The organism is Pseudomonas fildesensis, assembly GCF_001050345.1.
Lineage (GTDB): Bacteria > Pseudomonadota > Gammaproteobacteria > Pseudomonadales > Pseudomonadaceae > Aquipseudomonas > Aquipseudomonas fildesensis.
Map to the genome: position 1 here is coordinate 1 of NZ_LFMW01000027.1, position 24,478 is coordinate 24,478.

At 59.3% G+C, this 24,478-nt stretch carries 28 protein-coding genes, 1 tRNA gene and 3 pseudogenes; 7 read left to right on the forward strand and 25 right to left on the reverse strand.

Features of this window, described 5'->3' with window-relative positions:
- On the forward strand, positions 1-120 hold a 120-nt coding region (locus tag ACR52_RS29940; protein ID WP_152687695.1), incomplete at its 5' end, for a transposase domain-containing protein.
- A gap of 46 nt (positions 121-166) precedes the next feature.
- On the opposite strand, the pseudogene ACR52_RS26970 reads toward ACR52_RS29940, so the two are convergent.
- The 4 genes and pseudogenes from ACR52_RS26970 to ACR52_RS26985 all read right to left on the reverse strand — a co-directional run.
- Positions 167-499, reverse strand: a pseudogene (locus ACR52_RS26970) (phage baseplate assembly protein V); the annotation flags it as partial.
- On the reverse strand, positions 472-1,176 hold the full coding sequence (locus tag ACR52_RS26975; protein WP_048731192.1) for a hypothetical protein: 705 nt from the start codon (positions 1,174-1,176) through the stop codon (positions 472-474). The pseudogene ACR52_RS26970 and the gene ACR52_RS26975, both read right to left, overlap by 28 nt.
- A complete protein-coding gene (locus ACR52_RS26980; protein ID WP_048731194.1) occupies positions 1,173-1,724 on the reverse strand; it encodes a baseplate complex protein in 552 nt (183 codons plus the stop codon). Before ACR52_RS26980 ends, ACR52_RS26975 begins: the two co-directional genes overlap by 4 nt.
- Positions 1,721-2,047 (reverse strand): annotated as a pseudogene (locus ACR52_RS26985) (hypothetical protein); the annotation flags it as partial. The gene ACR52_RS26980 and the pseudogene ACR52_RS26985, both read right to left, overlap by 4 nt.
- A gap of 86 nt (positions 2,048-2,133) precedes the next feature.
- Between ACR52_RS26985 and ACR52_RS26990 the strand changes: the two are divergent.
- Together ACR52_RS26990 and ACR52_RS26995 are read left to right on the forward strand one after the other, a co-directional pair.
- A complete protein-coding gene (locus ACR52_RS26990) occupies positions 2,134-2,427 on the forward strand; it encodes a hypothetical protein (protein ID WP_048731196.1) in 294 nt (97 codons plus the stop codon).
- A gap of 283 nt (positions 2,428-2,710) precedes the next feature.
- Positions 2,711-3,538, forward strand: a pseudogene (locus ACR52_RS26995) (tyrosine-type recombinase/integrase); the annotation flags it as partial.
- A 49-nt stretch (positions 3,539-3,587) separates the two neighbouring features.
- Here the strand turns inward: ACR52_RS26995 and ACR52_RS27000 are convergent.
- The 5 genes from ACR52_RS27000 to ACR52_RS27025 all read right to left on the reverse strand — a co-directional run bounded on the left by ACR52_RS27000 (position 3,588) and on the right by ACR52_RS27025 (position 5,358).
- Complete coding sequence (locus ACR52_RS27000; protein ID WP_161799323.1) at positions 3,588-3,773, reverse strand: hypothetical protein; 186 nt, start codon at positions 3,771-3,773, stop codon at positions 3,588-3,590.
- Positions 3,770-4,015, reverse strand: a complete 246-nt coding sequence (locus tag ACR52_RS27005) for a hypothetical protein (protein ID WP_048731198.1) — start codon at positions 4,013-4,015, stop codon at positions 3,770-3,772. The genes ACR52_RS27000 and ACR52_RS27005 overlap by 4 nt, the downstream gene beginning before the upstream one ends.
- Positions 4,012-4,290 (reverse strand): hypothetical protein, encoded by a 279-nt coding sequence (locus tag ACR52_RS27010; protein WP_048731200.1) that lies wholly within the window; start codon positions 4,288-4,290, stop codon positions 4,012-4,014. Before ACR52_RS27010 ends, ACR52_RS27005 begins: the two co-directional genes overlap by 4 nt.
- Positions 4,291-4,832: 542 nt before the next feature.
- The gene (locus ACR52_RS27020) at positions 4,833-5,048 is read right to left on the reverse strand and encodes a helix-turn-helix domain-containing protein (RefSeq protein WP_330219130.1); all 216 of its coding nucleotides are present in this window, start codon (positions 5,046-5,048) and stop codon (positions 4,833-4,835) included.
- 220 nt (positions 5,049-5,268) lie between these two features.
- Positions 5,269-5,358 (reverse strand) — tRNA-Ser (locus ACR52_RS27025).
- Positions 5,359-5,677: 319 nt separating this feature from the next.
- Between ACR52_RS27025 and ACR52_RS27030 the strand changes: the two genes are divergently transcribed.
- From ACR52_RS27030 to ACR52_RS27040, 3 genes are all read left to right on the forward strand, one after another.
- Positions 5,678-6,370 (forward strand): crotonase/enoyl-CoA hydratase family protein, encoded by a 693-nt coding sequence (locus ACR52_RS27030; RefSeq protein WP_048731204.1) that lies wholly within the window; start codon positions 5,678-5,680, stop codon positions 6,368-6,370.
- Positions 6,371-6,584: 214 nt separating this feature from the next.
- Positions 6,585-7,328 (forward strand): lysophospholipid acyltransferase family protein, encoded by a 744-nt coding sequence (locus ACR52_RS27035; protein WP_048731206.1) that lies wholly within the window; start codon positions 6,585-6,587, stop codon positions 7,326-7,328.
- A 135-nt stretch (positions 7,329-7,463) separates the two neighbouring features.
- A complete protein-coding gene (locus ACR52_RS27040; RefSeq protein WP_048731207.1) occupies positions 7,464-8,435 on the forward strand; it encodes a magnesium and cobalt transport protein CorA in 972 nt (323 codons plus the stop codon).
- Here the strand turns inward: ACR52_RS27040 and ACR52_RS27045 are convergent.
- The 3 genes from ACR52_RS27045 to ACR52_RS27055 form a co-directional block, all read right to left on the reverse strand.
- The gene (locus tag ACR52_RS27045; RefSeq protein WP_048731209.1) at positions 8,432-9,157 is read right to left on the reverse strand and encodes an amidotransferase; all 726 of its coding nucleotides are present in this window, start codon (positions 9,155-9,157) and stop codon (positions 8,432-8,434) included. The genes ACR52_RS27040 and ACR52_RS27045 overlap by 4 nt on opposite strands.
- 94 nt (positions 9,158-9,251) lie before the next feature.
- Positions 9,252-11,396: a 3-hydroxyacyl-CoA dehydrogenase NAD-binding domain-containing protein gene (locus ACR52_RS27050; RefSeq protein WP_048731211.1), complete on the reverse strand. Its 2,145-nt coding sequence runs from the start codon at positions 11,394-11,396 to the stop codon at positions 9,252-9,254.
- A 16-nt stretch (positions 11,397-11,412) separates the two neighbouring features.
- Positions 11,413-12,618, reverse strand: a complete 1,206-nt coding sequence (locus tag ACR52_RS27055; RefSeq protein ID WP_048731212.1) for an acetyl-CoA C-acetyltransferase — start codon at positions 12,616-12,618, stop codon at positions 11,413-11,415.
- A gap of 649 nt (positions 12,619-13,267) precedes the next feature.
- Between ACR52_RS27055 and ACR52_RS27060 the strand changes: the two genes are divergently transcribed.
- A complete protein-coding gene (locus ACR52_RS27060; protein ID WP_048731213.1) occupies positions 13,268-14,074 on the forward strand; it encodes a c-type cytochrome in 807 nt (268 codons plus the stop codon).
- A 263-nt stretch (positions 14,075-14,337) separates the two neighbouring features.
- On the opposite strand, the gene ACR52_RS27065 is transcribed toward ACR52_RS27060, so the two are convergent.
- The 13 genes from ACR52_RS27065 to ACR52_RS27125 form a co-directional block, all read right to left on the reverse strand.
- On the reverse strand, positions 14,338-15,141 hold the full coding sequence (locus ACR52_RS27065; protein ID WP_048731215.1) for a transglutaminase family protein: 804 nt from the start codon (positions 15,139-15,141) through the stop codon (positions 14,338-14,340).
- A complete protein-coding gene (locus tag ACR52_RS27070; protein WP_048731216.1) occupies positions 15,138-16,088 on the reverse strand; it encodes an alpha-E domain-containing protein in 951 nt (316 codons plus the stop codon). Before ACR52_RS27070 ends, ACR52_RS27065 begins: the two co-directional genes overlap by 4 nt.
- 4 nt (positions 16,089-16,092) lie before the next feature.
- Positions 16,093-17,502, reverse strand: coding sequence for a circularly permuted type 2 ATP-grasp protein (locus tag ACR52_RS27075; protein WP_048731218.1), 1,410 nt, complete (start codon positions 17,500-17,502; stop codon positions 16,093-16,095).
- Positions 17,503-17,963: 461 nt separating this feature from the next.
- On the reverse strand, positions 17,964-18,305 hold the full coding sequence (locus ACR52_RS27080) for a ribonuclease E inhibitor RraB (RefSeq protein WP_003193463.1): 342 nt from the start codon (positions 18,303-18,305) through the stop codon (positions 17,964-17,966).
- A 213-nt stretch (positions 18,306-18,518) separates the two neighbouring features.
- Positions 18,519-18,755: a hypothetical protein gene (locus tag ACR52_RS27085; protein WP_048731221.1), complete on the reverse strand. Its 237-nt coding sequence runs from the start codon at positions 18,753-18,755 to the stop codon at positions 18,519-18,521.
- Positions 18,756-18,858: 103 nt separating this feature from the next.
- Positions 18,859-19,464 carry an START domain-containing protein gene (locus ACR52_RS27090; protein WP_048731222.1) on the reverse strand — a complete coding sequence of 202 codons (606 nt, stop codon included), beginning with the start codon at positions 19,462-19,464 and terminating at the stop codon, positions 18,859-18,861.
- A 41-nt stretch (positions 19,465-19,505) separates the two neighbouring features.
- Complete coding sequence (locus ACR52_RS27095) at positions 19,506-19,760, reverse strand: YkgJ family cysteine cluster protein (protein ID WP_048731223.1); 255 nt, start codon at positions 19,758-19,760, stop codon at positions 19,506-19,508.
- A 161-nt stretch (positions 19,761-19,921) separates the two neighbouring features.
- Positions 19,922-20,413, reverse strand: coding sequence for a hypothetical protein (locus ACR52_RS27100; protein WP_048731224.1), 492 nt, complete (start codon positions 20,411-20,413; stop codon positions 19,922-19,924).
- A gap of 104 nt (positions 20,414-20,517) precedes the next feature.
- A complete protein-coding gene (locus ACR52_RS27105) occupies positions 20,518-21,957 on the reverse strand; it encodes an aminotransferase-like domain-containing protein (protein WP_048731226.1) in 1,440 nt (479 codons plus the stop codon).
- A gap of 192 nt (positions 21,958-22,149) precedes the next feature.
- Entirely contained in the window at positions 22,150-22,965 is an 816-nt protein-coding gene (locus ACR52_RS27110) for an OmpA family protein (protein ID WP_048731228.1), read from the reverse strand.
- Positions 22,962-23,324: a DUF4398 domain-containing protein gene (locus tag ACR52_RS27115; RefSeq protein WP_048731230.1), complete on the reverse strand. Its 363-nt coding sequence runs from the start codon at positions 23,322-23,324 to the stop codon at positions 22,962-22,964. Before ACR52_RS27115 ends, ACR52_RS27110 begins: the two co-directional genes overlap by 4 nt.
- Positions 23,325-23,333: 9 nt before the next feature.
- Positions 23,334-24,149, reverse strand: coding sequence for a substrate-binding periplasmic protein (locus tag ACR52_RS27120; RefSeq protein WP_048731232.1), 816 nt, complete (start codon positions 24,147-24,149; stop codon positions 23,334-23,336).
- Positions 24,150-24,263: 114 nt separating this feature from the next.
- Positions 24,264-24,478 (reverse strand): FAD-binding protein (locus tag ACR52_RS27125; protein ID WP_048731234.1); only part of this gene is annotated, 215 nt, incomplete at its 5' end.

Sequence of the window (24,478 nt, forward strand, 5' to 3'; positions counted from 1 at the left end):
AACGGCCAAGAGCCCTATGCGTGGCTGCGCCACGCATTAGAACGGCTGCCAATGGCGACCTCGGTTGAAGATTACGAAGCGCTGTTACCGTGGAACTGCTCGCCGGCATCGCCTAGCTAGGCGCATTACCCATCTTGAAGTCGGTGGGGTTTATGGAGCGCTTACGAATGGTTTGGATATAGGGCTTGTGCGGCAGGCCGTAGGCAAAGCACACCACAACTTGGGTGCCCTCTTCCGGGAAAGCATAGATGCCCATCTCTTCCCCACCGGTGGGCAGCGGCAAAGGCACGCCGGCAAGGATCGGCAGCTTCGGATCTGGCTCGCCGTCTGGCCCCATGACCTCGATGTCGACCGCGTAGCGTGGACGGAAGTCATCACAGATCCCGGCGCCGGCCGGGGCGTCGGCTACGGCGACAACCCGGGCAAAGCGTGGCAGGTGGTAACCGCCGGTAAGTTCGGGGAATTGTCGTTCTACGCTGCGGCGGATTGCGTCGTCCATCGGATGGCCATCTGGTTGTCGACGAGCGCGACACTGGTGATGCGCTCGCCGTGGTTGATCGTTGCACCTGGTCTCAACCCGGGAAGGGCTGCAATCATCGCGCTTTGGTTGCCCTGGTAGTCGTCGAACAGTTCCACCGGCAACTGTAGCGGCGAGCGAACGCCAAAGAAGCTGTCGGCCCAACTGCCCACGAACACTTCCCCGTCACCCTGCTGCTGCCAGATGAAGTCGGGGATGTTGAAAACCCGGGCCAGGCTGTCCATCGCTTGATAGCCGGCAGCCAGACTGTAGAAGAACGGCGCCTTGACGCCGGTGTAAGGCCGATCCGGGACGCGAAAGCGCAGGCCTGTGTGCTGACTGATCTCGACCAGGACGGCGCGCAGGTCGACGTGGCGCAGGTTAAGCGGCAGCGGGTTGGCCAGGATTGCGGCCAGCTCACGGCAGAACAACACCTGCTGGGTGCTGCTGGCCGTGGTGGAGCGTTCGATGTAGCCAATGAAGTGACGCTGCAGCGTGCTGTCGTTGTAGCCAATATCCAGCGTCACCAGGCCCTTGACCGGCGCCGTTGCTTGAATGGTGAACGTTGCCCGGCCGGGGCTTTTCGCATCCAGCCGCACTTCGTTTTTGACCAGGACATAGGGCTGGCCGTTAATGGCCAATTCCTTATGCAGCTTCATGCCTTATCACTCCCGCCCAGCCAGCCGTCCACTTTTTTCAGGGTGGCTTCAAAACCGGTCAGTTCCTCGGGTCCGCTGCTGGAGTCGCCACCGGCACCGCCACCACCTACTGCCCCGCCCGGGCCGGACTGCGCAGTAACCGCATTGCCCGATCGCCGGCCCTCGACTTTCTCAGGGTTGGACAGTTTTTCAGTCAGGGTGAACTGGATCAGCCAGGCGCGCAGATTGTCGTCTTCCCGGGCGCTCACGCCTTCGGTGAACGTCACCTGGCGCATGCCAAACGCGGCGGCGGTGTCGTTGACGATGCGGTAGGTCTTGAGCTGGCCACCGCCGGCGGTCGCTTCCACCAGGCGCATCAGGTCGCGCAATTGCACCTGGTCAGCGAAAGGAATCATCAGGCTGACGGTCAGGGTCTTGGGCTTGAAGCCCTTGTGCCCTTTGTCGGTGTTGCTGGTCTGGCCTGACAGATCATCGCTCTCGATGCGCAGATTGCCGGTGACCTTGAGGTTCTTCCCTCGAACCTCTTGCCCGTCGAGCAGCAGCGTCATAGGCCCACCAACTCACGAACGAAGCTCAGACCCTTCTCAGATCCCACCAGCAGCGCACCGGCACACAGTACCCATTCGTGCCCCGGGGTGTCGCCGGCCAACAGCGCCTGGCGCAGCTCGGTGGCGTTACCTGGGCCGATCAGACGGGCGCGCATGCTGCTGTCAGGGCTTCCGCCAGCCAGCATGGCTTTCAGATCGGCCAACTGCTGGTCCCTGCCCTGCTGTTGAGCAGCCTTGCGTGTGGCCAAGGCGGCAAGGTCGGCCATGGGCGAACTGTCGGCAGCGTAGCTCTCCAGGACGGCGAGCTGGCCGGCCAGCCGCTCGCAGTCGGAGATTTTCCGCAGCTACATCATCCAGTTCGCCAAGCAGTGGTTCGACATTGAGCTGACCGGCAAGGAGAGCAAGACCGATGCAGATCCAAGTGTTTATGGGCAATGCCGGCGACGGCAAAACTAGCAAACTGCAGGGAGTGCAGGACCGCCTGGACTTCACCGGTGAGAGCGCGCCGATCATCCAGGCTGGTGCTTATGGGGAAGATGGTTTGTTGGAGATCCTGGAAGTTCGGGCAGCCGGTGGCCAGCGCGAAATCCTGGTGGACGACTGCAGCAGGCAACAGATTTTGAGGGTTTTGGAGTGGCAGTCATGCGTTGAGCATGAGCCGGATTTTGAGGGCCTGGTGATCCACCTGGCCCGTAAGGACTGACCTTAAAAGAAGCAGTGTCGAGGAGTTGCAGCTCCCCGACACCTAACCGCAACAGAGGGCTATACCATGCAAGCACAGAACCTAAGCAGCAGCGGCGCGAAGGCTACCACACCGGCACGCCACCTGGTGGCCACCGCGATCATCGGCGCGGCCGTCATTGGCTACCTGGTGCACAAAACCCCTGAATCTCGCACCCGCCTCGAAAGCCTCAGTCAGATGGCCAGCACCCTGGGCGAATTGAGCGAAACGGATGCGGCTGTCGTCGCGCAGCTGCTCGCCAAGCCGGCAATGGATCCAGGGCACGCTGTCCAAAACCCTAAAAAACAAGACCATCCGCGACATCATCAGCAATGTGCGCCAGGTGTTCCGGCTCTACAGAACCCGAATGAAAGTCGCTCACGATCCCACCGAAGGCTTGATGGTACGCCTGCCCGATCCCGAGGCGCCGGACCCGTTCACCCGGGCGGAAATCAAACAGATCCTGGAAACACCGACCACCCGCACGTATGAGCTGTTGATGGTGCAGTTCATGCTGTGGGCTGGTCCACGGGTGTCTGAAACTATCGCCTTGGCCTGGGAGGACGTCGACCTGGAACAAGGCACGGTGACCTTTCGCCGATCGAAGGTACGCGGCGCCTATCGGGTCACGAAAACTAGGCGATCGATGCGGAAGGTTCGCCTGTTGGCTCCGGCGTGGGATGCTTTGCGTAAGATCGATGCACTGACCCGAAAGAGAAAAGCGGAAACGGTCGATATCGTTGAGCGTGACAACAAGACGGTACGCAAACACACATTGCACTTCGTGTTCTTAAACACTAAAAGCGGCCTACCGCACGCCAATGACTTTGTCGTGCGTGACCGTTTTTTTAAAGCTCACTTGCTCGCTGCCGGGGTTCGCTATCGTGGTCCTGGGCAGTGCCGGCACACTTACGCCAGTCAACTGTTGACCACGGGCATTGCCTCAATCGATTGGATCGCTGAACAGATGGGGCACACCAACGGCAACATGATCCGCCAGCACTACGGAACATGGATCAATGAGGACGGGCCAGATGTGGTGGGCATGCTGCAGTTGGCGTTAAAACTCTCGCCGGTCCCAGTTCTACACTGAAACCCGTGAGGCCCATGGCCTCGGCAAAACGCCCCACGGCCGTTAGGCTCTAGCAGGTGCGCAACGGCTCACGCCGCGAGCGCACTGGCACCAGGCGCGCGGTGGGCCCGCCCAGGCGGATGGACAGAGACCACTTTCTGTCGTCGCCGGCAACGCGGCCAACGAGTGCCTCCCGCACGGCGTGTTGGCTGACCAGGGCTTTCAACGTCTCCGACTGGATCGCTTCGCCGATCATGGAGTCAATTCCTCACGGCGAGCTGTGGCAGCGACGTCTACCGCAATAAACAGTGCTTCGAGGGTCGCCGGAGTCAGTGCACGCGCCGCCTGCACTCCCTCCACAAAACCTTCGGCGCGTTCCTGGGCCAGTTCCAGAGCATGTAAATCTGCAACGCGTCCGAGGCGTGCCAGATGATTGGCCAATTTCGTGCGGATCAAATCCGGCAGACTGACCCCATTGAGAGAGAGCACGGCGCTCACGCGTTTTTCGCCACCGTATGTGCCTCTAAGCGATCCACAACAACCTTCCACACTTCTGCCAGCGTGGATGTCATGGCAAGCTCTGTTTCGTTCGTAATCAGTTCAGCATCGCGCAGGGCCTGGGTGTAGCCGACGGCGTTATGGTAAGCACGTATAGCATCAGCTAGGACCTTAGCTCCATGCAGAGCATTCAACCGCAAATACCAGGCTCTTTGGACCCTGTCGCTTGGTAAGCCTGGCTGATCGTTAGTCACGAATACGGCGGTGGTGGGCATGCCCGAGTCCTTATTGTTAAGCGCAGGCTATGCGCTAACCAGTACAAGGGGCACTGGTACACCAGTGTAGGGCGCCTTGGTAACCACAGCCACAAAAAAGGCCCCCACACCTGGCACAGATGTGGGGGCCTTTTGAACATAAGCGGCGTTATGGCTACTGAGGTTCTAACCTCAGCCTTTCGGAACCGCTAACTCATGGAGGCGTTTTTCTGACGCCATGCTGAAAACGACACGAAGGTTATTAATGTCGAGATGTGACACCTCATCATCTGTCTCAAGCCTCCACATAAAGGCAAGGACCTCACCCTCACAACTGAACACTTGGTGCCTCGTATTTGCATTAGCGATCTTGCCAAGCAAATCAACCGCCTCAGATTTTTCTGGGTGAACTTCGTCTGCTAAGTCCATCATGGGTCACCCGCTGCGCTCACCGTCGTCTAACAGTGGAAAGATAACTGTACGCTCATTTCAAAAAGTAATACGAACGCCGTATCGCTTAAGCGCAGATGATCTTAAGGAAGAGTCCATGCACTCGACCTCAGTTAAGCCGGAGAGCGGCGCCCCGTCAGCACGTAGACGAGGTCGACCTCAATATCAGCCACGCGAGCAAGGTATAGAGCATTTGGGCTTCGCTGGCCCCGCTCATATTTACCTTGCGCATTAACCAACACACCGCCAACAGCAGCGAAATCCGTTTGGTTGTATCCCAATCGAATGCGCTCTTCTCTTAGACGCCTGCCTATTTCGTCCATGCACATCCCTCACTTTGTCGAGAATTGACTTGAACGCAGATCCGCGATGAATGCTGAGAATTAAGGCCAACCCAATGACTTTCAAGCCTCGGCGTCGCCCCCTTCAATTCCGCACCAAAATAACGCACCAGTCCCATGGTGGTCCCATGGGGCTATTTTTTGGACGTCAAAAACCACAAACCCCCGACTTTCTCTAGGAAAATCAGGGGGTTGCGCTTTCGTAATTTGGCGGTGAAGGAGAGATTCGAACTCTCGATACAATTTCTTGTATACACACTTTCCAGGCGTGCTCCTTAAGCCACTCGGACACTTCACCGTATCTCGTCAAACCAGTTCAGTCTGTCGAGGCGCGCTAATGTAGTCGAAAGCCTTTCTGATGGCAAAGGTTTTTTTCAGAATTTTCATGCGGTTAGATGGGTATGCCGGAACACGCCCTGCACAGGACGGTGATTGTGCCAATCTTGGGCACGGTTCGCGATGGTCTACGCTGGCCGCTGCGCCCTGCTTCGGGCTATCTACTGCTGGATATGCGGGGAAAGCCTGACTGGGTAGTCAGTCACGGCGCTTTACCAGGGCGGGCGTGGTGGGTAACGTCTGCGCATACATCTATAACAAGTCCTACAAGGAACCGCGTCATGAGTGAGTTGATTGCCTACCACCTCGAAGACGGTATCGCGACCCTGACCTTGAGCAACGGCAAGGTGAATGCCATTTCTCCGGCCGTGGTCAGTGCCTTTAATGAAGCGCTGGACCAGGCTGAGAAGGATCGGGCAGTGGTGATCATCACCGGGACGCCGGGGATTCTGTCGGGTGGTTATGATTTGAAGGTGATGACGGCCGGCCCTAAAGAGGCGATCGGCCTGGTGACGTCAGGCTCCACGCTGGCGCGTCGCTTGTTGTCGCACCCGTTCCCGGTGATCGTGGCGTGCCCTGGGCATGCGGTGGCCAAGGGGGCTTTCCTGCTGTTGTCAGCGGATTATCGGATTGGCGTCGAGGGCCCGTTCAGCATTGGTCTGAATGAAGTGGCAATCGGCATGACCATGCACCACGCCGGTATCGAACTGGCCCGCGATCGGCTGCGCAAGTCTGCGTTTCATCGTTCGGTGATCAACGCCGAGATGTTTGACCCGCAAGGCGCGTTGCAGGCTGGTTTCCTCGATAAGGTGGTGCCGCCGGAAGAGTTGCAAGCGGCCGCGCTGGAGGCGGCGCGTCAGTTGAAGAAGATCAATATGAACGCCCACAAGCACACCAAGTTGAAGGTGCGTAAGGCGCTGTTGGAAACCCTGGATGACGCAATCATCCTGGATCAGGGGCATATCCTGAGTTAAGCCGCCTACACCTGCTGTGCCAAAGCCCGACCTTGAGTCGGGCTTTTTCTTACAAATAAATCCGAACTATCCTTAGCCTGTCTAGACCGCCTCTGCTGGCACTTGCTGAAACATGTGCTTAAACATCGCCCATCTCCAGCCTCTATAGGGGCAATTGCCGAATACAGTGCACATCCGTACACTGCGCCACCTTTTGTCTCGATGAGCCGTGTCGATGCTTTTTCTGTTGCGTATGTTGTTGATGGGCCTGCACTTTATAGTCGCCGGTGTGTTGGGCGTACTGTTGGGCATCTGCCGGCCGTTCAACCCGGACAACAGCCGCCTGTGTGCACGCTTGTATGCGTTGCCCGCCATGCGGATCCTCGGCCTGCGGGTGAAAATGGATGTCGAGTCTCTGCGCAACAAGCCTGGCAGTTGCCTGGTCATCGCCAACCACCAGTCCAACTATGACCTGTTTGTGTTGGGCAACGTGGTGCCTTACCGCACGGTGTGTATCGCCAAGAAAAGCCTGAAATGGGTGCCGTTGTTCGGTCAGTTGTTCTGGCTGGCCGGCAATGTGCTGATCGACCGGGGCAATGCGCACAAGGCGCGGCGCGCGATGCTCACTACCACCCATACGTTGCAGCATGAGGACACGTCGATCTGGGTGTTCCCTGAAGGCACGCGCAACCTCGGCAAAGGCCTGCTGCCGTTCAAGAAAGGCGCGTTCCATATGGCAATTGCAGCGGGCGTGCCCGTTGTTCAGGTGTGCGTAAGCAATTACGTCACGCATATGCGGATCAATCGCTGGAACAGCGGTGATGTACTCATACGCTCGCTACCGCCAATTCCTACCGTGGGCCTGACGGTGGATGACATCCCTGCGTTGATGCAAACCTGCCACGCGCAGATGGATGAGTGCATAGCGGCGATGGACCTCAATCTTGTAGGAGCGAGCTTGCTCGCGAAAAACCCATAGGCGACGCAGTCCACATGAGGCGCTGCGTTATCGTTAACGATTTTCGCGAGCAAGCTCGCTCCTACAGAAACAACGGAACGTCATTCAGGCTAAGCTGCCCAATACCTGTCCTCACAATAAGAAGCGATCAGCACCATGGGTAGAGTTGTTGCGGCTGCCGTCTACAGCGCCGGAAAGAAAGTCACTGATATCACCCTCGACGAAGGCGCGGCCTGGGCCGCCAAACCCGACCACTTTGTGTGGATCGGCCTGGAAGAGCCCAACGCCCATGAGCTGGCCAACCTGCAACGCCAGTTCAACCTGCACGAACTGGCCATTGAGGACGCCCTGGAAAAACACAGCCGCCCGAAGCTTGAAACCTTCGGCGATGCGCTGTTTATCGTCACCTATTCACCGGTGCGCGAGAACGGCAAGCTGGTGTTTATCGAGACCCATATCTTTGCCGGTAACGGCTACATCATCACGGCGCGCAACGGTCACTCGGCGTCCTACGGCTTTGTGCGTCAGCGCTGTGAGGCGCGGCCGTTGCTGCTGGAGCATGGGGAAGATTTCGTACTCTATGCGCTGCTGGATTTCGTCACCGAAAACTACCAGCCGGTGAGCGAGGCCATTCATGCCGAGATCGACGAGCTGGAGCGCAACGTGCTGTGCAGTTCGCTGAGCGAGCGTGACATCCAGAATCTGCACGGTTTGCGTCGCGACGTGCTGCGGCTCAAGCGCTATGTAGCGCCGATGGTGGAGATCAGCCAGGAGTTGCAGAAGCTGAGCTTTCCGTTTATCGACAAGAATATGCGTCCGTATTTCCGCGATGTGCAGATCCATGTGACGCGGCAGATGGAAGATCTCACCACCTTGCGCGACATCGCCAGCCAGACCATCGAGATTGGGGTGCTGCTGGAAGCGTCGCGCCAGAGCGTGGTGCAGCGCAAGTTCGCCGCGTGGGCGGCGATCCTGGCGTTCCCCACGGCAGTGGCGGGGATCTATGGGATGAACTTCCAGAACATGCCCGAGCTGCAATGGCACTACGGCTATTTTGCAGTGCTCGGGTTTATTGCGGTGGGCTGCACCAGTTTGTGGGCCAGTTTCAAGCGGTCGGGCTGGCTTTAAACCCTGGCCTCGGGTTTGTGCGCCACAAAGCGCATCATCCATTCCGCCACGGTGGCGCCGTGGTGGTCGCGCTCAAGGCTGGCCACGCCGTTGGTGTAGACTTTTTCGCCGAGGGTTGTCTGAAGAATCTCCAGCAACTCGCGGGAATAGTCCTGGATGAATTCCGGGTGCCCCTGGAAGCACAATACCTGGTCGCCGATGTGGTACGCCGCAAACGGGCAAAAAGCGCTGGAGGCGATGACCGTGGCATTTTCCGGCAAAGTCGTCACTTGGTCCTGATGGCTGATCAGCAACGTCAGCTCTTCCACTTCCGGGCTCATCCACGGCGCTTTGGCATCGAGTTTGTAGTCGTGGATGCCCATGCCCCAGCCCTGGCCGGCGCGCTCGGCCTTGCCGCCCAGCAGCAACGCGAGCAATTGGTGACCGAAGCAGATACCCAGCAACTTGTCGCCGCGCTTATAGCGTTCAAGCAGGTAGATCTTGAGGGTCTGGATCCAGGGGTCGGTACCAAAGGAGTCGGCCTTGCTGCCAGTGACCAGGTACGCATCAAAGACTTCGTCATCCGAGGGGTATTCGCCCTGCACCACGTTGTAGACGACAAACTCGGCGGCAATCGGTTGCTTGGCAAACAGGCGCTTGAACATCTGCCCGTAACCTTGGTACTGATCGATCAAGCCTGGACGCAGGATATCGGTTTCCAGGATGCAGACGCGTAGCGACATAAAAAATACCTGACACGGCGATGGGAATAATGAACACCCCAGAGCCTGCCTTGAAATACCCCGTCAAGGCAAGCCCCGCGCATGTCCAAAACCGTCAGAAGGTCGTGTTCTGTGCAGCTTTCTCCAGCAACAACGCCGGCGGTGAGAAGCGCTCCCCATACTGCTCGGCCAAATAACGCGCCCGGGCGATGAAGTCGTTCAGCCCGTACTGGTTGATAAATTGCAGCGCGCCACCGCTCCAGGCTGCAAAGCCGATACCGAAGATAGAGCCGATATTGGCGTCCGCCGTGGACATCAACACGCCCTCCTCCACGCAGCGCACGGTTTCGATGGCCTGGATAAACAACAAGCGGTCGCGTACATCCTGTGGCGAAATCCGTTGATCGGGCCGCTCAAAGCGGCTTTTCAGTTCAGGCCACAAGTACTTCTGCCCGCCAGCCGGGTACTCATAAAAACCGCCTCCCGCTGCCTTGCCCGCGCGTTGGTACTCGTTCACCAACAGATCAATCACCACCGTGGCCGGATGGGTTGGCACGGCCTTACCTTCGACCTGCAGATCCTTGGCGGTCTGCTGCCGGATATGGCTCATCAGGCTGAGGGACACTTCATCCGATATCGCCAACGGCCCCACCGGCATGCCGGCCTTGCGCGCCTCGGTCTCGATCATCGGCGCGGCCACGCCCTCCCCCAACATCGCAATGCCTTCGTTAGTAAAGGTGCCGAACACCCTTGAGGTGAAAAAGCCACGACTGTCGTTGACCACAATCGGGGTTTTCTTGATTTGCAGTACGAAATCGAAACCTCGTACCAGGGTTTCATCGCTTGTGTGGGCACCCCTGATGATTTCCACCAGGGGCATCTTGTCCACCGGGCTGAAGAAATGCAGGCCGATAAACTTGCCTTGATCCGCTACCGCCGTGGCCAGGCCGCTGATGGGCAAGGTGGAAGTGTTGGAGGCGATCACGGCATCAACGCCGACCACACGCTGTGCGGCGGCCGAGACCTTGGCCTTGAGCTCGCGGTCTTCGAACACGGCTTCGATGATCAGGTCGCATCCGGCCAGGTCGGCGTCATCGTGCGCAGGATGAATCCGCGCCAGGGTGGTTTCCCGCTGTTCAGCGGTCAATTGCCCACGGCTGACCTTCTTGTCCAGCAGCGCAGCCGAGTGCGCCTTGCCCTTCTCGGCGGCCGCCAGGTTGATGTCCTTGAGCACCACCTCAATGCCCGCGCAGGCACTCACATACGCAATCCCCGCGCCCATCATCCCGGCGCCGAGCACGCCGACCTTGCGCGTCACATAAGGCCCAAAGCCTTGTGGCCGCGAGCTACCGGCGTTGATTTCATTGAGTTGGAACCAGAAGGTGCCGATCATGTTTTTCGCCACCTGCCCGGTGACGAGTTCGGTGAAGTATCGGGTTTCGATCAGGTGCGCGGTGTCGAAATCCACCTGGGCACCTTCCACAGCGGCGCAGAGAATTTTCTCCGGGGCCGGGAAGCAGCCGTTGGTTTTGCTGCGCAGGATAGACGGCGCAATCGCCAGCATTTGCGCAACTTTAGGGTTCGACGGCGTGCCGCCAGGAATCAGGTAGCCCTTATTGTCCCACGGCTGTTTCGCCTCTGGATTAGCGAAAATCCAGTCACGGGACTTGGCGAACAGCTCATCGCGGTCAGCCGCCAGCTCATTGATCAAGCCCGCTTGCAGTGCCTGTTGCGGCCGGACTTTTTTACCTTCCAGCAAATACGGCAAGGCTTTTTCCAGCCCCAGCATGCGCACCATGCGCACCACACCGCCGCCCCCCGGCAACAGGCCCAACGTGACTTCCGGCAAGCCGAGTTGCACAGACTTGTCGTCCAACACGACCCGGTAATGGCAGGCCAGGCAAATCTCCCAACCGCCGCCCAGTGCCGTGCCATTGATCGCGGCCACCACCGGCTTGCCGAGGATTTCCAGGCGGCGCAGCTGTGCCTTGAGCACCAGGACGCTGTCGTAGAAATCCTTGGCATGGGCCTTGTCGACCTGGATCAGTTCATTGAGGTCGCCGCCGGCAAAAAACGTCCTCTTCGCCGAGGTGATGATCACCCCGGCAATGCTGTCCTTTTCCGCCTCCAGGCGCGTAACGGTGGCCGCCATCGCTTCGCGGTAAACGGCGTTCATGGTGTTGGCGCTCTGGCCGGGCATGTCGAGGGTCAGCACCACGATCTGGTCCTGGCCTTTTTCGTAACGAATGGCTTCGGTCATGACAACTTCCTTGGGCTCAGAGGCGTTCAATAATGGTGGCGATGCCCATGCCACCGCCAACACACAGGGTAGCCAGGCCGTAGCGCTGCTGGCGCACTTCCAGTTCGTCGAGCAGGGTGCCGAGGATCGCGCAGCCCGTGGCGCCCAGCGGGTGGCCCATGGCGATGGAGCCACCGTTGACGTTGACCCGGGCGGCGTCGATGCCCATGTCCTTGATGAACTTGAGCACCACCGAAGCAAAGGCTTCGTTGACCTCGAACAGGTCGATGTCTTCAACACGCAGGCCGGCCTTGGCCAGGGCTTTGCGCGTTGCTGGCGCGGGGCCGGTGAGCATGATGGTGGGGTCGGTGCTGGTGACTGCCGTGGCGACAATACGCGCCCGCGGTTGCAGGCCCAGTTCACGGCCTTTGGCCTCGGAGCCGATCAACATCAAGGCGGCACCGTCGACAATGCCGGAACTGTTGCCGGGCGTGTGCACGTGGTGGATGCGCTCCACATGGCTGTAGACCCGCAGCGCGGTGGCGTCGAAGCCCATCTGGCCCATCATCTCGAAGCTCGGCTTGAGCTTGCCGAGACCTTCGAGGGTGGAGTCGCCACGGATAAATTCGTCGTGGTCCAGCAGCACAATGCCGTTCTGGTCCTGCACCGCGATCAACGATTTGTCGAAGGAACCGTCCGCGCGCGCCCTGGCTGCTTTCTGTTGGGAGTGTAGGGCGAAGGTATCGACATCCTCGCGGCTGAAGCCTTCCAGGGTGGCGATCAGGTCGGCGCCGATGCCTTGGGGCGTGAAGTGACTGTGCAGGTTGGTTTGCGGGTCGAGTACCCAGGCCCCGCCATCACTGCCCATGGGCACGCGGGACATGGACTCGACGCCGCCGACCACCACCAGGTCTTCAAAGCCGGAACGCACTTTCATTGCGCCCAGGTTCACCGCTTCCAAACCCGACGCGCAGAAGCGGTTGACCTGTACCCCGGCGACGCTGACGTCCCAATCCGCCACCAGCGCGGCGGTCTTGGCGATGTCGGCGCCCTGGTCGCCCACCGGGGTCACGCAGCCGAGGACGATGTCGTCCACCTGGCGGGTGTCGAGGTCGCTGCGCCGAGCCAGTGCCGTGAGCAGGCGGGCCACCAGGTTTACCGGCTTGACGCTGTGCAAGGCACCGTCAGCCTTGCCTTTGCCCCGGGGTGTGCGTATCGCATCAAAGATCAAAGCTTGGGTCATGACATCCTCGAACCGCTGTGCGTGTGTGCCCTTACCTTAGGCCCGATTGACACGGTTTCAATGACGGATGCGCTCATTGCTTTTGACACCCACACTCGGACGAACGGTAGCTCGCTACGGGAATCCTTTGATTAATCGTTTTAGCTGTCTAGCCAAGGCATTGGCGCCAAGATGGCGATAGGCCTCATGCCGTTTTAAGCATTAATTATCATGACCTGATATGAAATGGATCTAAGCCACGGAGAACGAGGGCTCTAAGGTTCAATCTGTAAGAAGTTGCTGCCGGGTTTTGCCGGAGCCACTGTAAGAAAAGCGACACGTCAGCTCGCCATACTGAAATACAACGGCACGCATTTGACGCTCAGGAATAACAACAAAAGGCAGTCAGCCATGTTCAAGCACTCGAAAGTACGTCAGGCGGGACTTATTCTTTTCGCCACCACACTGATCCTCATCCTACCCAACCTGACCAAGGTTATTGGGTGACGACCCGACCTTCCCATTCTGTGCACCTACAGCATCAGGATTGCAGCTTTTGGCAGCACCTGCCGGGACATTGCGTATAGCGGTCCTGTTGCAGGGGCTGTCTTTTTACGTACTTATTTCCGGTATCGTTAGCCCCATTGCCACCTTGCATCGGGCCTCTCCCTTGAAATCAATCCTCGCCCTCCTCGCCTTGCTGATCGGCCTGCCGGTTTCGGCCGCGCAATTGACGGTCGAACTGGATCACGCCAGCAAGACCTGGCAGACCGCCGACCTGCTCAAACATCCTGATGCGCAGACAGTGCAGATCGTCGACGACGTTTCCTACAAGCGCAACATGACGTATCGCGCAGTGCCGCTGGCGGTACTCCTGCCTGGCATCACTCCCGAAAATCATCTGCAAGCCGTCGCCCTCGATGGATTTGCCGCCGAACTGACCGCCGCGCCAGTGTTGCAAAAACATGGCGCCCGCGCCTGGCTGGCGGTGGAAGACCCGGCGCATCCATGGCCCGCACTGGCTGACGGTAAACCGAGTGCCGGGCCGTTCTATTTGGTGTGGACAGACCCGAAGGCCGGAAACATCAGCCCGGAACAGTGGCCGTTCCAGATCTCCGGCATCAAGCAATTGAAGACGGTGGCCGAGCGTTTTCCGGCGCTGCTGCCCGACCCGAAATTGTCCGCGAACGATCCGGTCAACCAAGGCTTTGCGCTGTTCCAAAAGAACTGCCTGGCCTGCCATCGCCTCAATGGCGCGGGTGATGCACAGGTGGGGCCGGACCTGAACATTCCCTACAACCCCACCGAGTATTTCGGCGGCGATTTTCTCAAGCGTTACATCCGCGACCCGCAGAGTTTGAGGCACTGGCCGCAGGCAAAGATGCCGGCGTTCGCCGCCAGTGTGTTGCCTGACAGCGAGCTGGAGTTGCTGGTGGGATATTTGAAGCATATGGCAGGGCGCAAGCAGCAGCCCTAGACCCACGAGCGGGGTTGTTGTGGCTAGCAGACTTCCTGTGGTGAGCAGGCCTGTTGTGGCGAGCGGGCTTGCCCCGCGTTGGGCTGCGCAGCAGCCCCATTCAAGACCGACGCGCTTTTTCAGGTACACCGCAGCGGCTGGTTTTGGGGCTGCTGCGCAGCCCAACGCGGGGCAAGCCCGCTCGCCACAACAGGCCCGCTCGCCACAGGGAGCCCGCTCGCCACAACAGGCCCACCTGCCACAGGAAGCAGCTGGCCAGCGACTTATTGCTGCTGCGCTGTAATCACCGGCGTCGGTGCCACAAACACTTTTGCATGCATCTGTTCATGCCCGCCGCCACGGCGCATGCCGCGCACCGGACAGGCGTCGAGGTAATCCAGACCCACGGCCAGTTTCAAATGCCGCTCCGGCCGAGCCAGTTGGTTGGTCACGTCAAAGCTGTACCAGGCGTCATCCAGCCAGGCTTCGGCCCAGGCATGGCTGGCCAGGTGAGTGCTGTCTTCCGTGTACAAATACCCCGACACATACCGCGCCGGAATCCCCAGGCTGCGCGCGCACGCCAGGAACGCATGGGTGTGGTCCTGGCACACGCCCGCACGCCCGGCGAAGGCCTGGGCGGCGCAGGTATCGACTTCGGTGGCGCCCGGTGTGTAGACCATCGACTGGTTGAGCGCGTGCATCAGGTCGATCAACGCCGTGCGATCGCGACGTTGACGACAATGATGGGCGGCGAAGCGGCGCAAGGCTTCATCGGCCTCGGTCAAGCGCGTGCTGCGCAGGAACGGGAAGGCTGACTGGCTTTCGTGTTCAGCCTCGCGCAACTCGTCGATATCCACCTGCCCACGGGCGCCGATGATGATGGCGTCATGGGGTTCATCCAGGGTCAGCACATGCAGGATATTGCCGAACGGGTCGACTTGGGCGCGCACCGGACGCGGCAGGTCCAACTGCCAGCTGATTACGTGCTGGCGCTCGCTGTCGTGGGGCGTGAGGCGCAGGTACTGGATGCTGGCACGCACCTGGTCTTCGTAGTGGTAGGTGGTTTCGTGGCTGATGGAGAGTCTCATGCCGCCTCCAGGTAGGAACTGTAGATGGCGTCGCCCAACTGGCGGACCAAGGGAATAAAGTCGGTCAGCCAGGCGTGCAGGCCTTCCTCGAGGATTTCGTCGATGGCGGTGAACCGCAGGCGCGCGTCCATCTCGGCGGCCAGGCGTTGGGCCGGGCGACCATTGATACCGGGCAGGCTGGCGAGGATCTGGTCGATCTCTTCGCTGCAGGCCCGTAGCGAGCGCGGTACATCGGCGCGCAACAGCAATAGTTCCGCGACTTGCCGGGCGCCGGGCGCATCCCGATAGATCTCGGTGTAGGCCTCGAACGACGACAACGCACGCAGCAAGGCGCTCCACTGATAGTAGGCGTGGGCGGTGCCATCGGTGACCGCGTCGGCCTGGTCGCCGGCCATTTCGTAGCGAGCGTCGAGCAAGCGCAGGGTGTTGTCGGCGCGTTCGATAAACGTGCCCAGGCGAATAAAACGGAAGGCATCGTTACGCATAATGGTGCCGTAGGTGGCGCCCCGGAACAGATGGGAGCGTTCCTTGACCCACTCACAGAACCGGCTCATTCCGTAGTGGCTAAGCCCCTGCTGGGCGATCTCGCGAATATCCAGCCAGGTGGCGTTGATGTTTTCCCACATGTCGGCGGTAATTCGCCCACGCACTGCATGGGCGCTGGCCCGCGCGGCGCCGAGACAACTGTAGATGCTGGCCGGGTTGGCCGCATCCAGGGCAAAGAAGTGCAGCAGGCGTTCGGCGTGCAGTTCGCCATGCCGTTCGTGGTAATCCTCCAGGGTGCCGGTGATCAGCAACGGCATGGCCAATTCATGCAAACCGTCGCCACGCCCATCCTGGGGCATCAGCGACAGCGAATAGCTGACATCGAGCATGCGCGCGAGGTTTTCCGCGCGCTCCAGGTAGCGCGACATCCAGTACAAATCCGAGGCAGTTCTACTTAACATGGCATCAGTCCTCGACCACCCAAGTGTCTTTGGTGCCGCCGCCCTGGGACGAGTTGACCACCAGCGACCCTTCGCGCAAGGCCACACGGGTCAGGCCGCCGGGCACCACACGGGTTTCCTTGCCAGACAGCACGAACGGGCGCAGGTCGATATGACGGGGGGCGATACCGTTTTCGACAAAAGTCGGGCACGTGGATAAACACAGCGTCGGCTGTGCGATATAGGCGTGGGGCTTGGCTTTGATGCGGGCACGGAAGGCTTCGATTTCCTTTGCGGTGGACGCCGGGCCGACGAGCATGCCGTAGCCGCCGGAGCCCTGGGTTTCCTTGACCACCAAGTGCGGCAGGTTGGCCAGCACGTGGGACAATTCATCGGGCTTACGGCACTGGAAAGTAGGAACGTTCTTGAGGATCGGTTCTTCATCCAGGTAAAAACGGATCATCTCGGTGACAAAGGGGTACACCGACTTGTCATCCGCTACCCCGGTGCCGATCGCATTGGCCAGTACCACATTGCCCGAGCGGTACGCCGCGAGCAGGCCTGGCACGCCAAGCATCGAGTCCGGATTGAAGGCCAGCGGGTCGAGGAACGCATCGTCGAGACGGCGGTAGATCACGTCCACGGCTTTGGGGCCGTCGGTGGTGCGCATAAATACGCGGTCATCGCGCACGAACAGGTCGGCGCCCTCCACCAGCTCCACACCCATTTCTCGGGCGAGGAATGCATGCTCGAAGAACGCGCTGTTGAAGCGCCCTGGCGTCAGCACCACCACGCTGGGGTTATCCAGGGGGCTGGAGCTTTTCAGGGTGTCGAGCAGCAAGTTGGGGTAGTGATCGATCGGTGCGATGCGCTGAGCGGCGAACAGCTCGGGGAACAGGCGCATCATCATCTTGCGGTCTTCGAGCATGTAGCTGACGCCGCTCGGTGTACGCAGGTTGTCTTCCAGCACGTAGTAAGTGCCGTCGCCATCGCGTACGAGGTCGACCCCAGAGACGTGGGAATACAGATCGCGGTGCAGGTTCAGGCCCTGCATGGCCAACTGGTATTGCTCGTTGGCCAGCACCTGTTCGGCGGGAATGATGCCGGCCTTAATGATGCGTTGTTCGTGGTACAGGTCGGCGAGGAACATGTTCAGCGCCTTGACCCGTTGTATGCAGCCACGCTCGACAATCCGCCATTCACTCGCCGGAATGCTGCGAGGGATGGTATCGAAGGGAATCAGACGCTCAGTGCCCTGCTCGTCCCCGTAAAGGGTGAACGTGATCCCGGCGCGGTGAAACAGCAAATCGGCTTCGCGCCGGCGCTGGGCCAGCAGTTCCGCAGGGGTTTCGGCCAACCAGCGGGCGAATTCGCGGTAATGGGGGCGAACCTGCCCTGCCCCATCGTACATCTCATCGTAATAAGTGCGGATCATGCCGTACTCCTTGTCACCCGGACGCAAGAATCATCGCAAGGCCCGTGCCATCGGCATAAACACTTATAAATCAAGTAGTTATATAAATAGGACAGCCTGATCGCACCGTCCTGGTGCGCAGAATGCCCGATGTCATGTAGCGCGCTTCATCACAATGCAGGCTTTGACTATCAACAGCATAGCCAGAGTTGATTTCACTGCCCTGCCCAGCCTACGGATAATTGCAACCATCTGCTGAACCGGATGCGTCCTACAGCTTCAGCGAACCGCTCTTCCCTTTAGGCCACCCTGCTCGGGTGGCTTTTTTTTGCGCTAAAAAAATGACTTGTAGGAGCCCGGCTTGCCGGCGATGGTGCCCTCAAGATCGCTATCGCTGGCGCGTCGGGCTTCACAGGGACAGCAGAAACAAAATCGGCCGACCCAAAGGTCAGCCGATACGCTGTGTTGCTCATAAAATGCCGCTACATGGGTAACCCACGCACCTCTTGCTTGACGCCCCATCCCTCGATGATTCCGCCCAGAGGCTCAACCACCGCCTCAAAATCTTGCTCGAAGTCTCCTATGCCGTCGTAGGTTGCGAACATGATTTTGCTCAGTTCCAGGTACCAGGCGCCATCATCGCGCGCACTCACCTGGGCATTCAGGGACTCACCACGAAATCGACCCGCAGCCCTGCGCGCCCGTTCCTCATCCGGGAATATGGCGTAGAACTCAATGGGGTGAAAACGTGAGAAGTCGAAGCCGCCTTCTTTCATGCGGCGCAGAACGTTGGTGCTGATGTCTTCTTGATAGGCTGTGCTCATGAAACGTCCTCCTCAAACCGATGGATAGACTTTCCGTGTTTCCCAAAGCCCGCGCGCTAACGGCGCGGGTACCACGGCAACAACATCACCACGGGAAAACAAGCATGTAGCTGACAAGACCAGACCTTAGCGATTCATTCGCTGATCTCACTTGCAGAGTAGCGCGAAGCTATCACCTCCACCAGAGGCGCGTGAATGACGTACAGGGAATGTTCAGGCGGCGGGAGAGATGTCGAGGATTTGAATACTGTTCTGGTCTTTGAGGATCTTGACCGTTGGCTCTGGTTTGCGCCCCTCAAGGTCATTGAGGTCCAGTTCGGCGGCCACGGGCACCAGCTTGTTGCGAATCATGTGTGCCGCATCTTCGAGGCTGGGCTTCTGCTCGCAGGTGAACTGCTCCACGGACTGTACGCCGTGATCATCAACGAAGGTAATCTGCCACTTTTGCATCGGTGCCTCCTCGATAAAACCCGTGTGTAGGCTTACAACTATCTGGACCTTGAGGGCTCAGCAAACGTTCCACTCAGGTGAGGAGGCACCGGATCAACTGCATTTATTTTTCAGCGTGTTCTTTCAAGGCTTTCAAGGTGTTGAACGGCGCGTCCACCACGAACTTGTTGGCCAACCACGACGGCACGCTGCCGCCTGGCTCGGTGTGTACCTGGTAGGTAACTTCAGTTTCATTGGCGCCCTTTGGCACCAGTTTCCAGAAGCCATCCACCTGAGCGACCCGCACGTAGCCTTTCACTTCTGGCTGATAGGTCGGTACTTCGAGCAGCTTGCGGGTGACAGTGCCATCAGCGGCTTTGGACGTAGTGATCTCCAGGATGGAATCACGGTCGGTTACCGGAAACGGTGCCTTGAACTGGGTGTAAGTCCAGCTCTTGTCGCCTTCAGTTTTGAGCAACTTTTGCGACTTGCACTCATGAATCCAGGAACAGGCACCGGCCACGTCTTCCTGCAGCGCCTGGATTTTGGCCAGAGGCGCCTTGATCACGGTCACACCGCGATACGCCTTGTACTTGGAGCCGGCAATTTCGCTCAGCGACACCTTGATACCGTCTTCGTCCTTGGCAGTTTGCCAATCCTCAGCCTGGGCGGTGGCAGCGAACAACACCGTAAAACCGCACAACACCGCCATTCGTTTCAGCGAACCCATTGTTGTATTCCTTATTGTTGAAGTTCCGATAGTAAAGCCCATCAAGCCGCCGTCATCTGCTCCCACCAGCCGATCAACCGAATCGCATCGGCCTGGTCGGTGCCACAGACATCGATATCCGCCTTGAAATCACTGCACACCGCCGGGCGTTCCGGTTGGCCGAACAGCTGGCATAGCTGTTCGACCGACAGGTGCAGGCAGCGTTCGCCGGCAGGTTTGCCCATGGGCATTCCCGGCAATGGCGAACTGATGGAGGGGGCGATGCAGCAAGCGCCACAGCCTTCACGGCATTTCATGACCAGCAGGTCCTCGACGACTCAATGGGATGGCCGGGCTAGAGTACGCCCTTAAACAGCCGTTTTAAAATGGTCTAACAGGGGTTTTTCGCACAAAACAACGGTGACCGACCAGTCTGCGACAGATGGTCGAGGACTGACGTCACCTTCGAAGGAAAAGTTTATTGCTTGAATTCGAAATCCAGCGCGGCGCCTTCAACATCACGGCGCTCTTCGTTGCGCAGTTGCAGCCTCATCTCATTGCTGAGCAGGCGGCCGTTGATCTGGAACGCACTGTTGTCGGTGGGCTTCTCGCCAAACATTGGCGGAAGCAACGGCACACTCTTGGGTTTGGGCATGGAGCCGATGGGTTGCAAGTGCCTGACCATGTCCGATGGCAGGGACAGATCCAACTGTGCCGGTGGCAATTGGGTTTGAGCCACCTCATGGGCCGATTTGGACTTGCTCGAGATCGCTGCTCGTTTTTTTACCGTGGCCGCTTTTTTCTTCGCTACCGGGGCTTTTTTCGCCGGCGCCGGCTTTTTCGCGGTGGTCTTCTGATCCGTGCTGCCCGCGGGTGCGGGATCGGCCACAGGCGTCGCCGCCAGCGCAGTGCCAACGTTACACAGACTCAACAGGCCAATCACCAAAGCAGCGCGAAAAATAGAGGTCATATCGCCAACAGCATTAACAGCAGAAGGCCATATGCTCGCTCGTTGTGCGCGGCATGACAAGTGCGGTGATTAGCCAGCTATTTGCTTTGTCCGCAATCCGGGGCTCAAAAACCTGCTGCCGTTTCCTGGCAGAGTTGGCTGGCGAGCATCCCCAGGGTCATCAGCGCCCGCTCTGCCTCGCGATTCCACGGCGTGCCGCAGTTGAGGCGAATACAGTGGTTGAACTGTTCTGTGTTGCTGAAGATCAAGCCCGGCGCGATGCTGATGCCCTGTTGCAGGGCGCGCACGTGCAGTTCCTGGGTATTGACCCGTCCCGGCAAACTGACCCACAGGATAAAACCACCGGTGGGCCGGGTCATCTGCGTGCCTTCGGGGAAATACTGCTGCACCGCCAGCTGGAAGGCGCTGAGGTTCTTGCGGTATTCCTGGCGGATGTAACGCAGGTGCCGGTCGTAACCGCCGTTCTCCAGATAGGCCGCCGTGCCCATTTGGGTCACGCTGCACGCCGAATGTGTGCTGAACATTTGCAGGCGCTGGATTTCCTGCTGGTACTTGCCGGCGATCATCCAGCCGATACGGATACCGGGAGACAGGGTTTTGGAAAAGCTCGAGCAATAGATCACCCGGTCCAGGCGGTCGTAGGCTTTCAGGGCTTTGGTACGGCCCAGTTCGAACATCAGTTCGCCGTAGATATCGTCCTCGACAATCTGGATATCGAAATCCGAAGCCAGGCGCAGCAACTGTTTCTGCCGCTCCTCGGGCATGGTGCCGCCCAAGGGATTGCTCAGGCGCGTGGTCAATACCAGCGCCTTGATCGACCATTGGTTCGCCGCCAGTTGCAGCGCTTCCAGGCTCATGCCGGTGGCTGGGTCGCTGGGGATCTCGATGACTTTGAGGCCCAACAGATCGGCCATTTGCAGCAAACCGTAATAGGTTGGCGACTCGGCCGCGATCAGATCACCGGGGCGCGTCAGCACCCGCAGCGACATCTGCAACGCATCGACACAACCGTGGGTGATCACGACTTCGGAAGGGTCGACCACCACACCGGCATCGCGCATGCGAATCGCCACCTGGCGGCGCAACGGCTCGAAACCGGGGCTGAACATGTAGCTGAATGCCCGTGGGCTCTGGAAGCGCGTGACCTTGGCCAACTGCTGGTGCAGCGCCCTGACGGGCAAGTAATCGACACTTGGCACCGCGGCGCCCAACGGAAACACGCCTTCGCGACGCGACTCCACCAAAACCTGCTGAATGATGCTGCTGCGGGTGACCAACCCAGGGCGTTCAACCCGCGCGATATCCGGCGTGGGAGCCGTGAGTGCGGGTGTCTGGTGCACGTAATAGCCGGATTGCGGCCGCGCACGAATTAACCCCTGGTCTTCCAGGTTGGCGTAGGCCTGCAACACCGTCGCGTGGCTGACATTGAGCTGGGAGCTCATCTTGCGCACCGAAGGCACACGCTCACCCGGTTGATAGACACCGCGCCGGATGTCCTCAGCCAGTTGCTGGGCGATACGTTGATAAAGCAACAGATTGGTCATGACGCAGCACTCGATTTCACGGGTATTTTATTTTTGTGTGAAACATACCGGCACAGTTTAGAAGTGTACGGGGACAGTTGCCACAATAGTCGAGCGCGGGCGGCAGTGATAGAAAAAACTGTATGGGTTGTGAACAGAATGGCGGGCAGCAAAAACCCGGTCAGCGACCGGGTTGATTAGAGATCTGTTCTATCAGCGGGCAGCGCCCAACTGCCCCTTCGCGTCGGAGAACACAATTTCAACACGGCGGTTCTGCGCGCGGCCACGCTCGGAGGCGTTGGCTTCTACCGGGTACTGGTCGCCGTAACCTTCGACCTGGATGCGTTTTTCGTCGATGCCCAGGTCCACCAGCACATCGGCCACCGATTGCGCACGGTCGCGAGACAGCTTGACGTTTTCTCGCTCACCGCCTGTGTTGTCGGCGTAACCCTCGATGCGCACCACGCGCTTGGGGTTCAGTTGCAGGAACTGCACGATTTTCAGCACGGTGCGGTTGGCGGAATTTTTAAGTTCGGCTTCCCCCGTGTCGAACAGCACGTCACCCAGGGTCATCACCAGCCCGCGATCGGTCTGGGTGGTGGCCAGGCTGGCGATCTGCTCTTCGAGCCACTTGCCCTGCTGCTGCACGCTGCTCAGCTTGCTTTCGCGCAGGGCCAGTTGCAGGCGCTGGCGTTCCAGCTCGAGCTTGGCGCCACGCTCTTGATTGAGTCCCTGCTCGGTGTGTTCACGGGCGATCGCACTGTAGCGCTGGCTCAGGTAGGCGTAATGAACCACGTCGGCGCCGCTGCCCCAGTAGCTGGACAAGCGATCGGCACGGGCCAGGGACTCACCGGCGCGGATCACATCCTTGGGCGCGAAGCGCAGCACATTGGCGTCTTCCTTGACCTTCTGGAAGTCGCTGCCCGCTTGCTGCAGGGCCTGCTCGCCATTCGGATGGCCGGCGCAACCGCCCAGTGCCGCGCTGCCCAGCAGCAGCACACAGCTCAAACCGCGGATCATCGGGCTCATTGTGCTTCTCCCAACTGCAATTGCTTGCGCAGGCGGGTGATGCGGGTGTTGAGCACGTTCAATTGCTCCTCGCTCTTGCGGGTCAGCACGTGGGCTTCGGCGAGACGCGCATCCAGCTCGGCCTGTTCAGCCCGCATACGCGCGTGCTTGTAGGACTGGTCAGCCATATCGGCCTTGGCCCGGGTGAATTTGTCTTCGGCCAGTTTCAGTTCTGGCGATTCATCGGTGCTGGCACCCACGGCGTTGGCTTGTTCCAGGGCTTGCTGGGTGAGGCGAATTTGTTCATTCGGCGCAGGATCGGCTGCACATCCCGCCAGAGCAACGACGGCGAGGGCCGCTAAAAGAGGTCGAAAAGTCACTGAAAATCCCTACTTTGTTGGGGTGCCGACGGGTTGTTGCAATTGCGCTTTCCAGCGCTCCAGATTGCGCTGCAGCGCGGCATCCGCCACACCAGATCCTGGCAATTCTGTCATCTTTTTCGCCAGCTGTCCGCGCAGCCACGGATCATTGCAGGCGGAGTTGTGGGAAATCGCCAGGTACAGGCCCGGCTGATCGATAGGCATGTCGCGGGCAACAAGGTCATTGCTCATGCTGAGGGTCTGGGCCATGGCCATGCCGGAATAACGCCCGGCCAGCACGTAGTCCACTTCGCCCAGCAGCAGCTTTTGGAATGCCGAGGTCAACGTGGGCAAGCGTTGCAGGGTGAGTTTCTGGCTGGCGAAGGTTTCAAAATCGCGGCTCAGCCGAGCGCGCTCCGAAACGGCTCCCTTGAAACCGTTCAGGTCGGCAGCTGTGGCATAGGCCAGTGCTGAGTCCTTGCGGGTCCAGACGAGGTAGTCGGTCTGCACCAGTGCCGGATGGATGTAGTCGAGGGTTTCCAGCTCGCCCAGGTTCAGCGGCGCATCGGCGAGAATGTCCATGCGCCCGCTGCGCACTTCATCCAGGGCCACGGAGCGCTTGCCGCCGTACAGCAGGTCGATTTTCAGCCCAAGGTCGTTGGCCACGTGTTGCAACACATCGGCGGTGGCGCCGATCAGGTGCGTGGGGTCTTGAGGGTCGCGCCAGAGCAAGGGCGGTGCGTCCGGGCTGCCGGTGATCACCAGTCGATCACATTTACCGGCGGCGAATGCCAGGCTCGGCAGCAAAGACAGGGCCAGCAATACGACCCAGGGGCGCAACTCCATAGCTCGGTTCTCCGTGTTGATTTTGTAGGAGCGAGCAAGCTCGCGCCTACAGTATTGATGCACATAAAAAAGCCCGGTCAAAAGACCGGGCTCTTTATAAGTTAAGCGGCTGGATTAGACCAGCTTCTCGAACTCAGGTACGGCTTCGAACAAGTCCGCCACCAGGCCGTAATCAGCCACCTGGAAGATCGGTGCTTCTTCGTCCTTGTTGATCGCAACGATCACTTTGGAGTCTTTCATACCGGCCAAATGCTGGATCGCGCCGGAGATACCGACGGCGATGTACAGCTGTGGCGCAACGATTTTGCCGGTCTGGCCGACCTGCATGT

Excerpts from the sequence above, each read along its gene's own strand:
- ACR52_RS27105 (WP_048731226.1), bottom strand. The coding sequence starts at position 21,957 with ATGACCAATCTGTTGCTTTATCAACGTATCGCCCAGCAACTGGCTGAG.
- ACR52_RS26975 (WP_048731192.1), bottom strand. The coding sequence starts at position 1,176 with ATGAAGCTGCATAAGGAATTGGCCATTAACGGCCAGCCCTATGTCCTG.
- ACR52_RS27100 (WP_048731224.1), bottom strand. The coding sequence starts at position 20,413 with ATGACCTCTATTTTTCGCGCTGCTTTGGTGATTGGCCTGTTGAGTCTG.
- ACR52_RS27090 (WP_048731222.1), bottom strand. The coding sequence starts at position 19,464 with ATGGGTTCGCTGAAACGAATGGCGGTGTTGTGCGGTTTTACGGTGTTG.
- ACR52_RS27065 (WP_048731215.1), bottom strand. The coding sequence starts at position 15,141 with ATGAGACTCTCCATCAGCCACGAAACCACCTACCACTACGAAGACCAG.
- ACR52_RS26980 (WP_048731194.1), bottom strand. The coding sequence starts at position 1,724 with ATGACGCTGCTGCTCGACGGGCAAGAGGTTCGAGGGAAGAACCTCAAG.
- ACR52_RS27020 (WP_330219130.1), bottom strand. The coding sequence starts at position 5,048 with ATGTGCATGGACGAAATAGGCAGGCGTCTAAGAGAAGAGCGCATTCGA.
- ACR52_RS27095 (WP_048731223.1), bottom strand. The coding sequence starts at position 19,760 with ATGAAATGCCGTGAAGGCTGTGGCGCTTGCTGCATCGCCCCCTCCATC.
- ACR52_RS27075 (WP_048731218.1), bottom strand. The coding sequence starts at position 17,502 with ATGATCCGCACTTATTACGATGAGATGTACGATGGGGCAGGGCAGGTT.
- ACR52_RS27035 (WP_048731206.1), top strand. The coding sequence starts at position 6,585 with ATGCTTTTTCTGTTGCGTATGTTGTTGATGGGCCTGCACTTTATAGTC.
- ACR52_RS27055 (WP_048731212.1), bottom strand. The coding sequence starts at position 12,618 with ATGACCCAAGCTTTGATCTTTGATGCGATACGCACACCCCGGGGCAAA.
- ACR52_RS27010 (WP_048731200.1), bottom strand. The coding sequence starts at position 4,290 with ATGCCCACCACCGCCGTATTCGTGACTAACGATCAGCCAGGCTTACCA.
- ACR52_RS27070 (WP_048731216.1), bottom strand. The coding sequence starts at position 16,088 with ATGTTAAGTAGAACTGCCTCGGATTTGTACTGGATGTCGCGCTACCTG.
- ACR52_RS27045 (WP_048731209.1), bottom strand. The coding sequence starts at position 9,157 with ATGTCGCTACGCGTCTGCATCCTGGAAACCGATATCCTGCGTCCAGGC.
- ACR52_RS27080 (WP_003193463.1), bottom strand. The coding sequence starts at position 18,305 with ATGAGCACAGCCTATCAAGAAGACATCAGCACCAACGTTCTGCGCCGC.
- ACR52_RS27000 (WP_161799323.1), bottom strand. The coding sequence starts at position 3,773 with ATGATCGGCGAAGCGATCCAGTCGGAGACGTTGAAAGCCCTGGTCAGC.
- ACR52_RS27110 (WP_048731228.1), bottom strand. The coding sequence starts at position 22,965 with ATGAGCCCGATGATCCGCGGTTTGAGCTGTGTGCTGCTGCTGGGCAGC.
- ACR52_RS26990 (WP_048731196.1), top strand. The coding sequence starts at position 2,134 with ATGCAGATCCAAGTGTTTATGGGCAATGCCGGCGACGGCAAAACTAGC.
- ACR52_RS27040 (WP_048731207.1), top strand. The coding sequence starts at position 7,464 with ATGGGTAGAGTTGTTGCGGCTGCCGTCTACAGCGCCGGAAAGAAAGTC.
- ACR52_RS27030 (WP_048731204.1), top strand. The coding sequence starts at position 5,678 with ATGAGTGAGTTGATTGCCTACCACCTCGAAGACGGTATCGCGACCCTG.
- ACR52_RS27050 (WP_048731211.1), bottom strand. The coding sequence starts at position 11,396 with ATGACCGAAGCCATTCGTTACGAAAAAGGCCAGGACCAGATCGTGGTG.
- ACR52_RS27085 (WP_048731221.1), bottom strand. The coding sequence starts at position 18,755 with ATGCAAAAGTGGCAGATTACCTTCGTTGATGATCACGGCGTACAGTCC.
- ACR52_RS27120 (WP_048731232.1), bottom strand. The coding sequence starts at position 24,149 with ATGGAGTTGCGCCCCTGGGTCGTATTGCTGGCCCTGTCTTTGCTGCCG.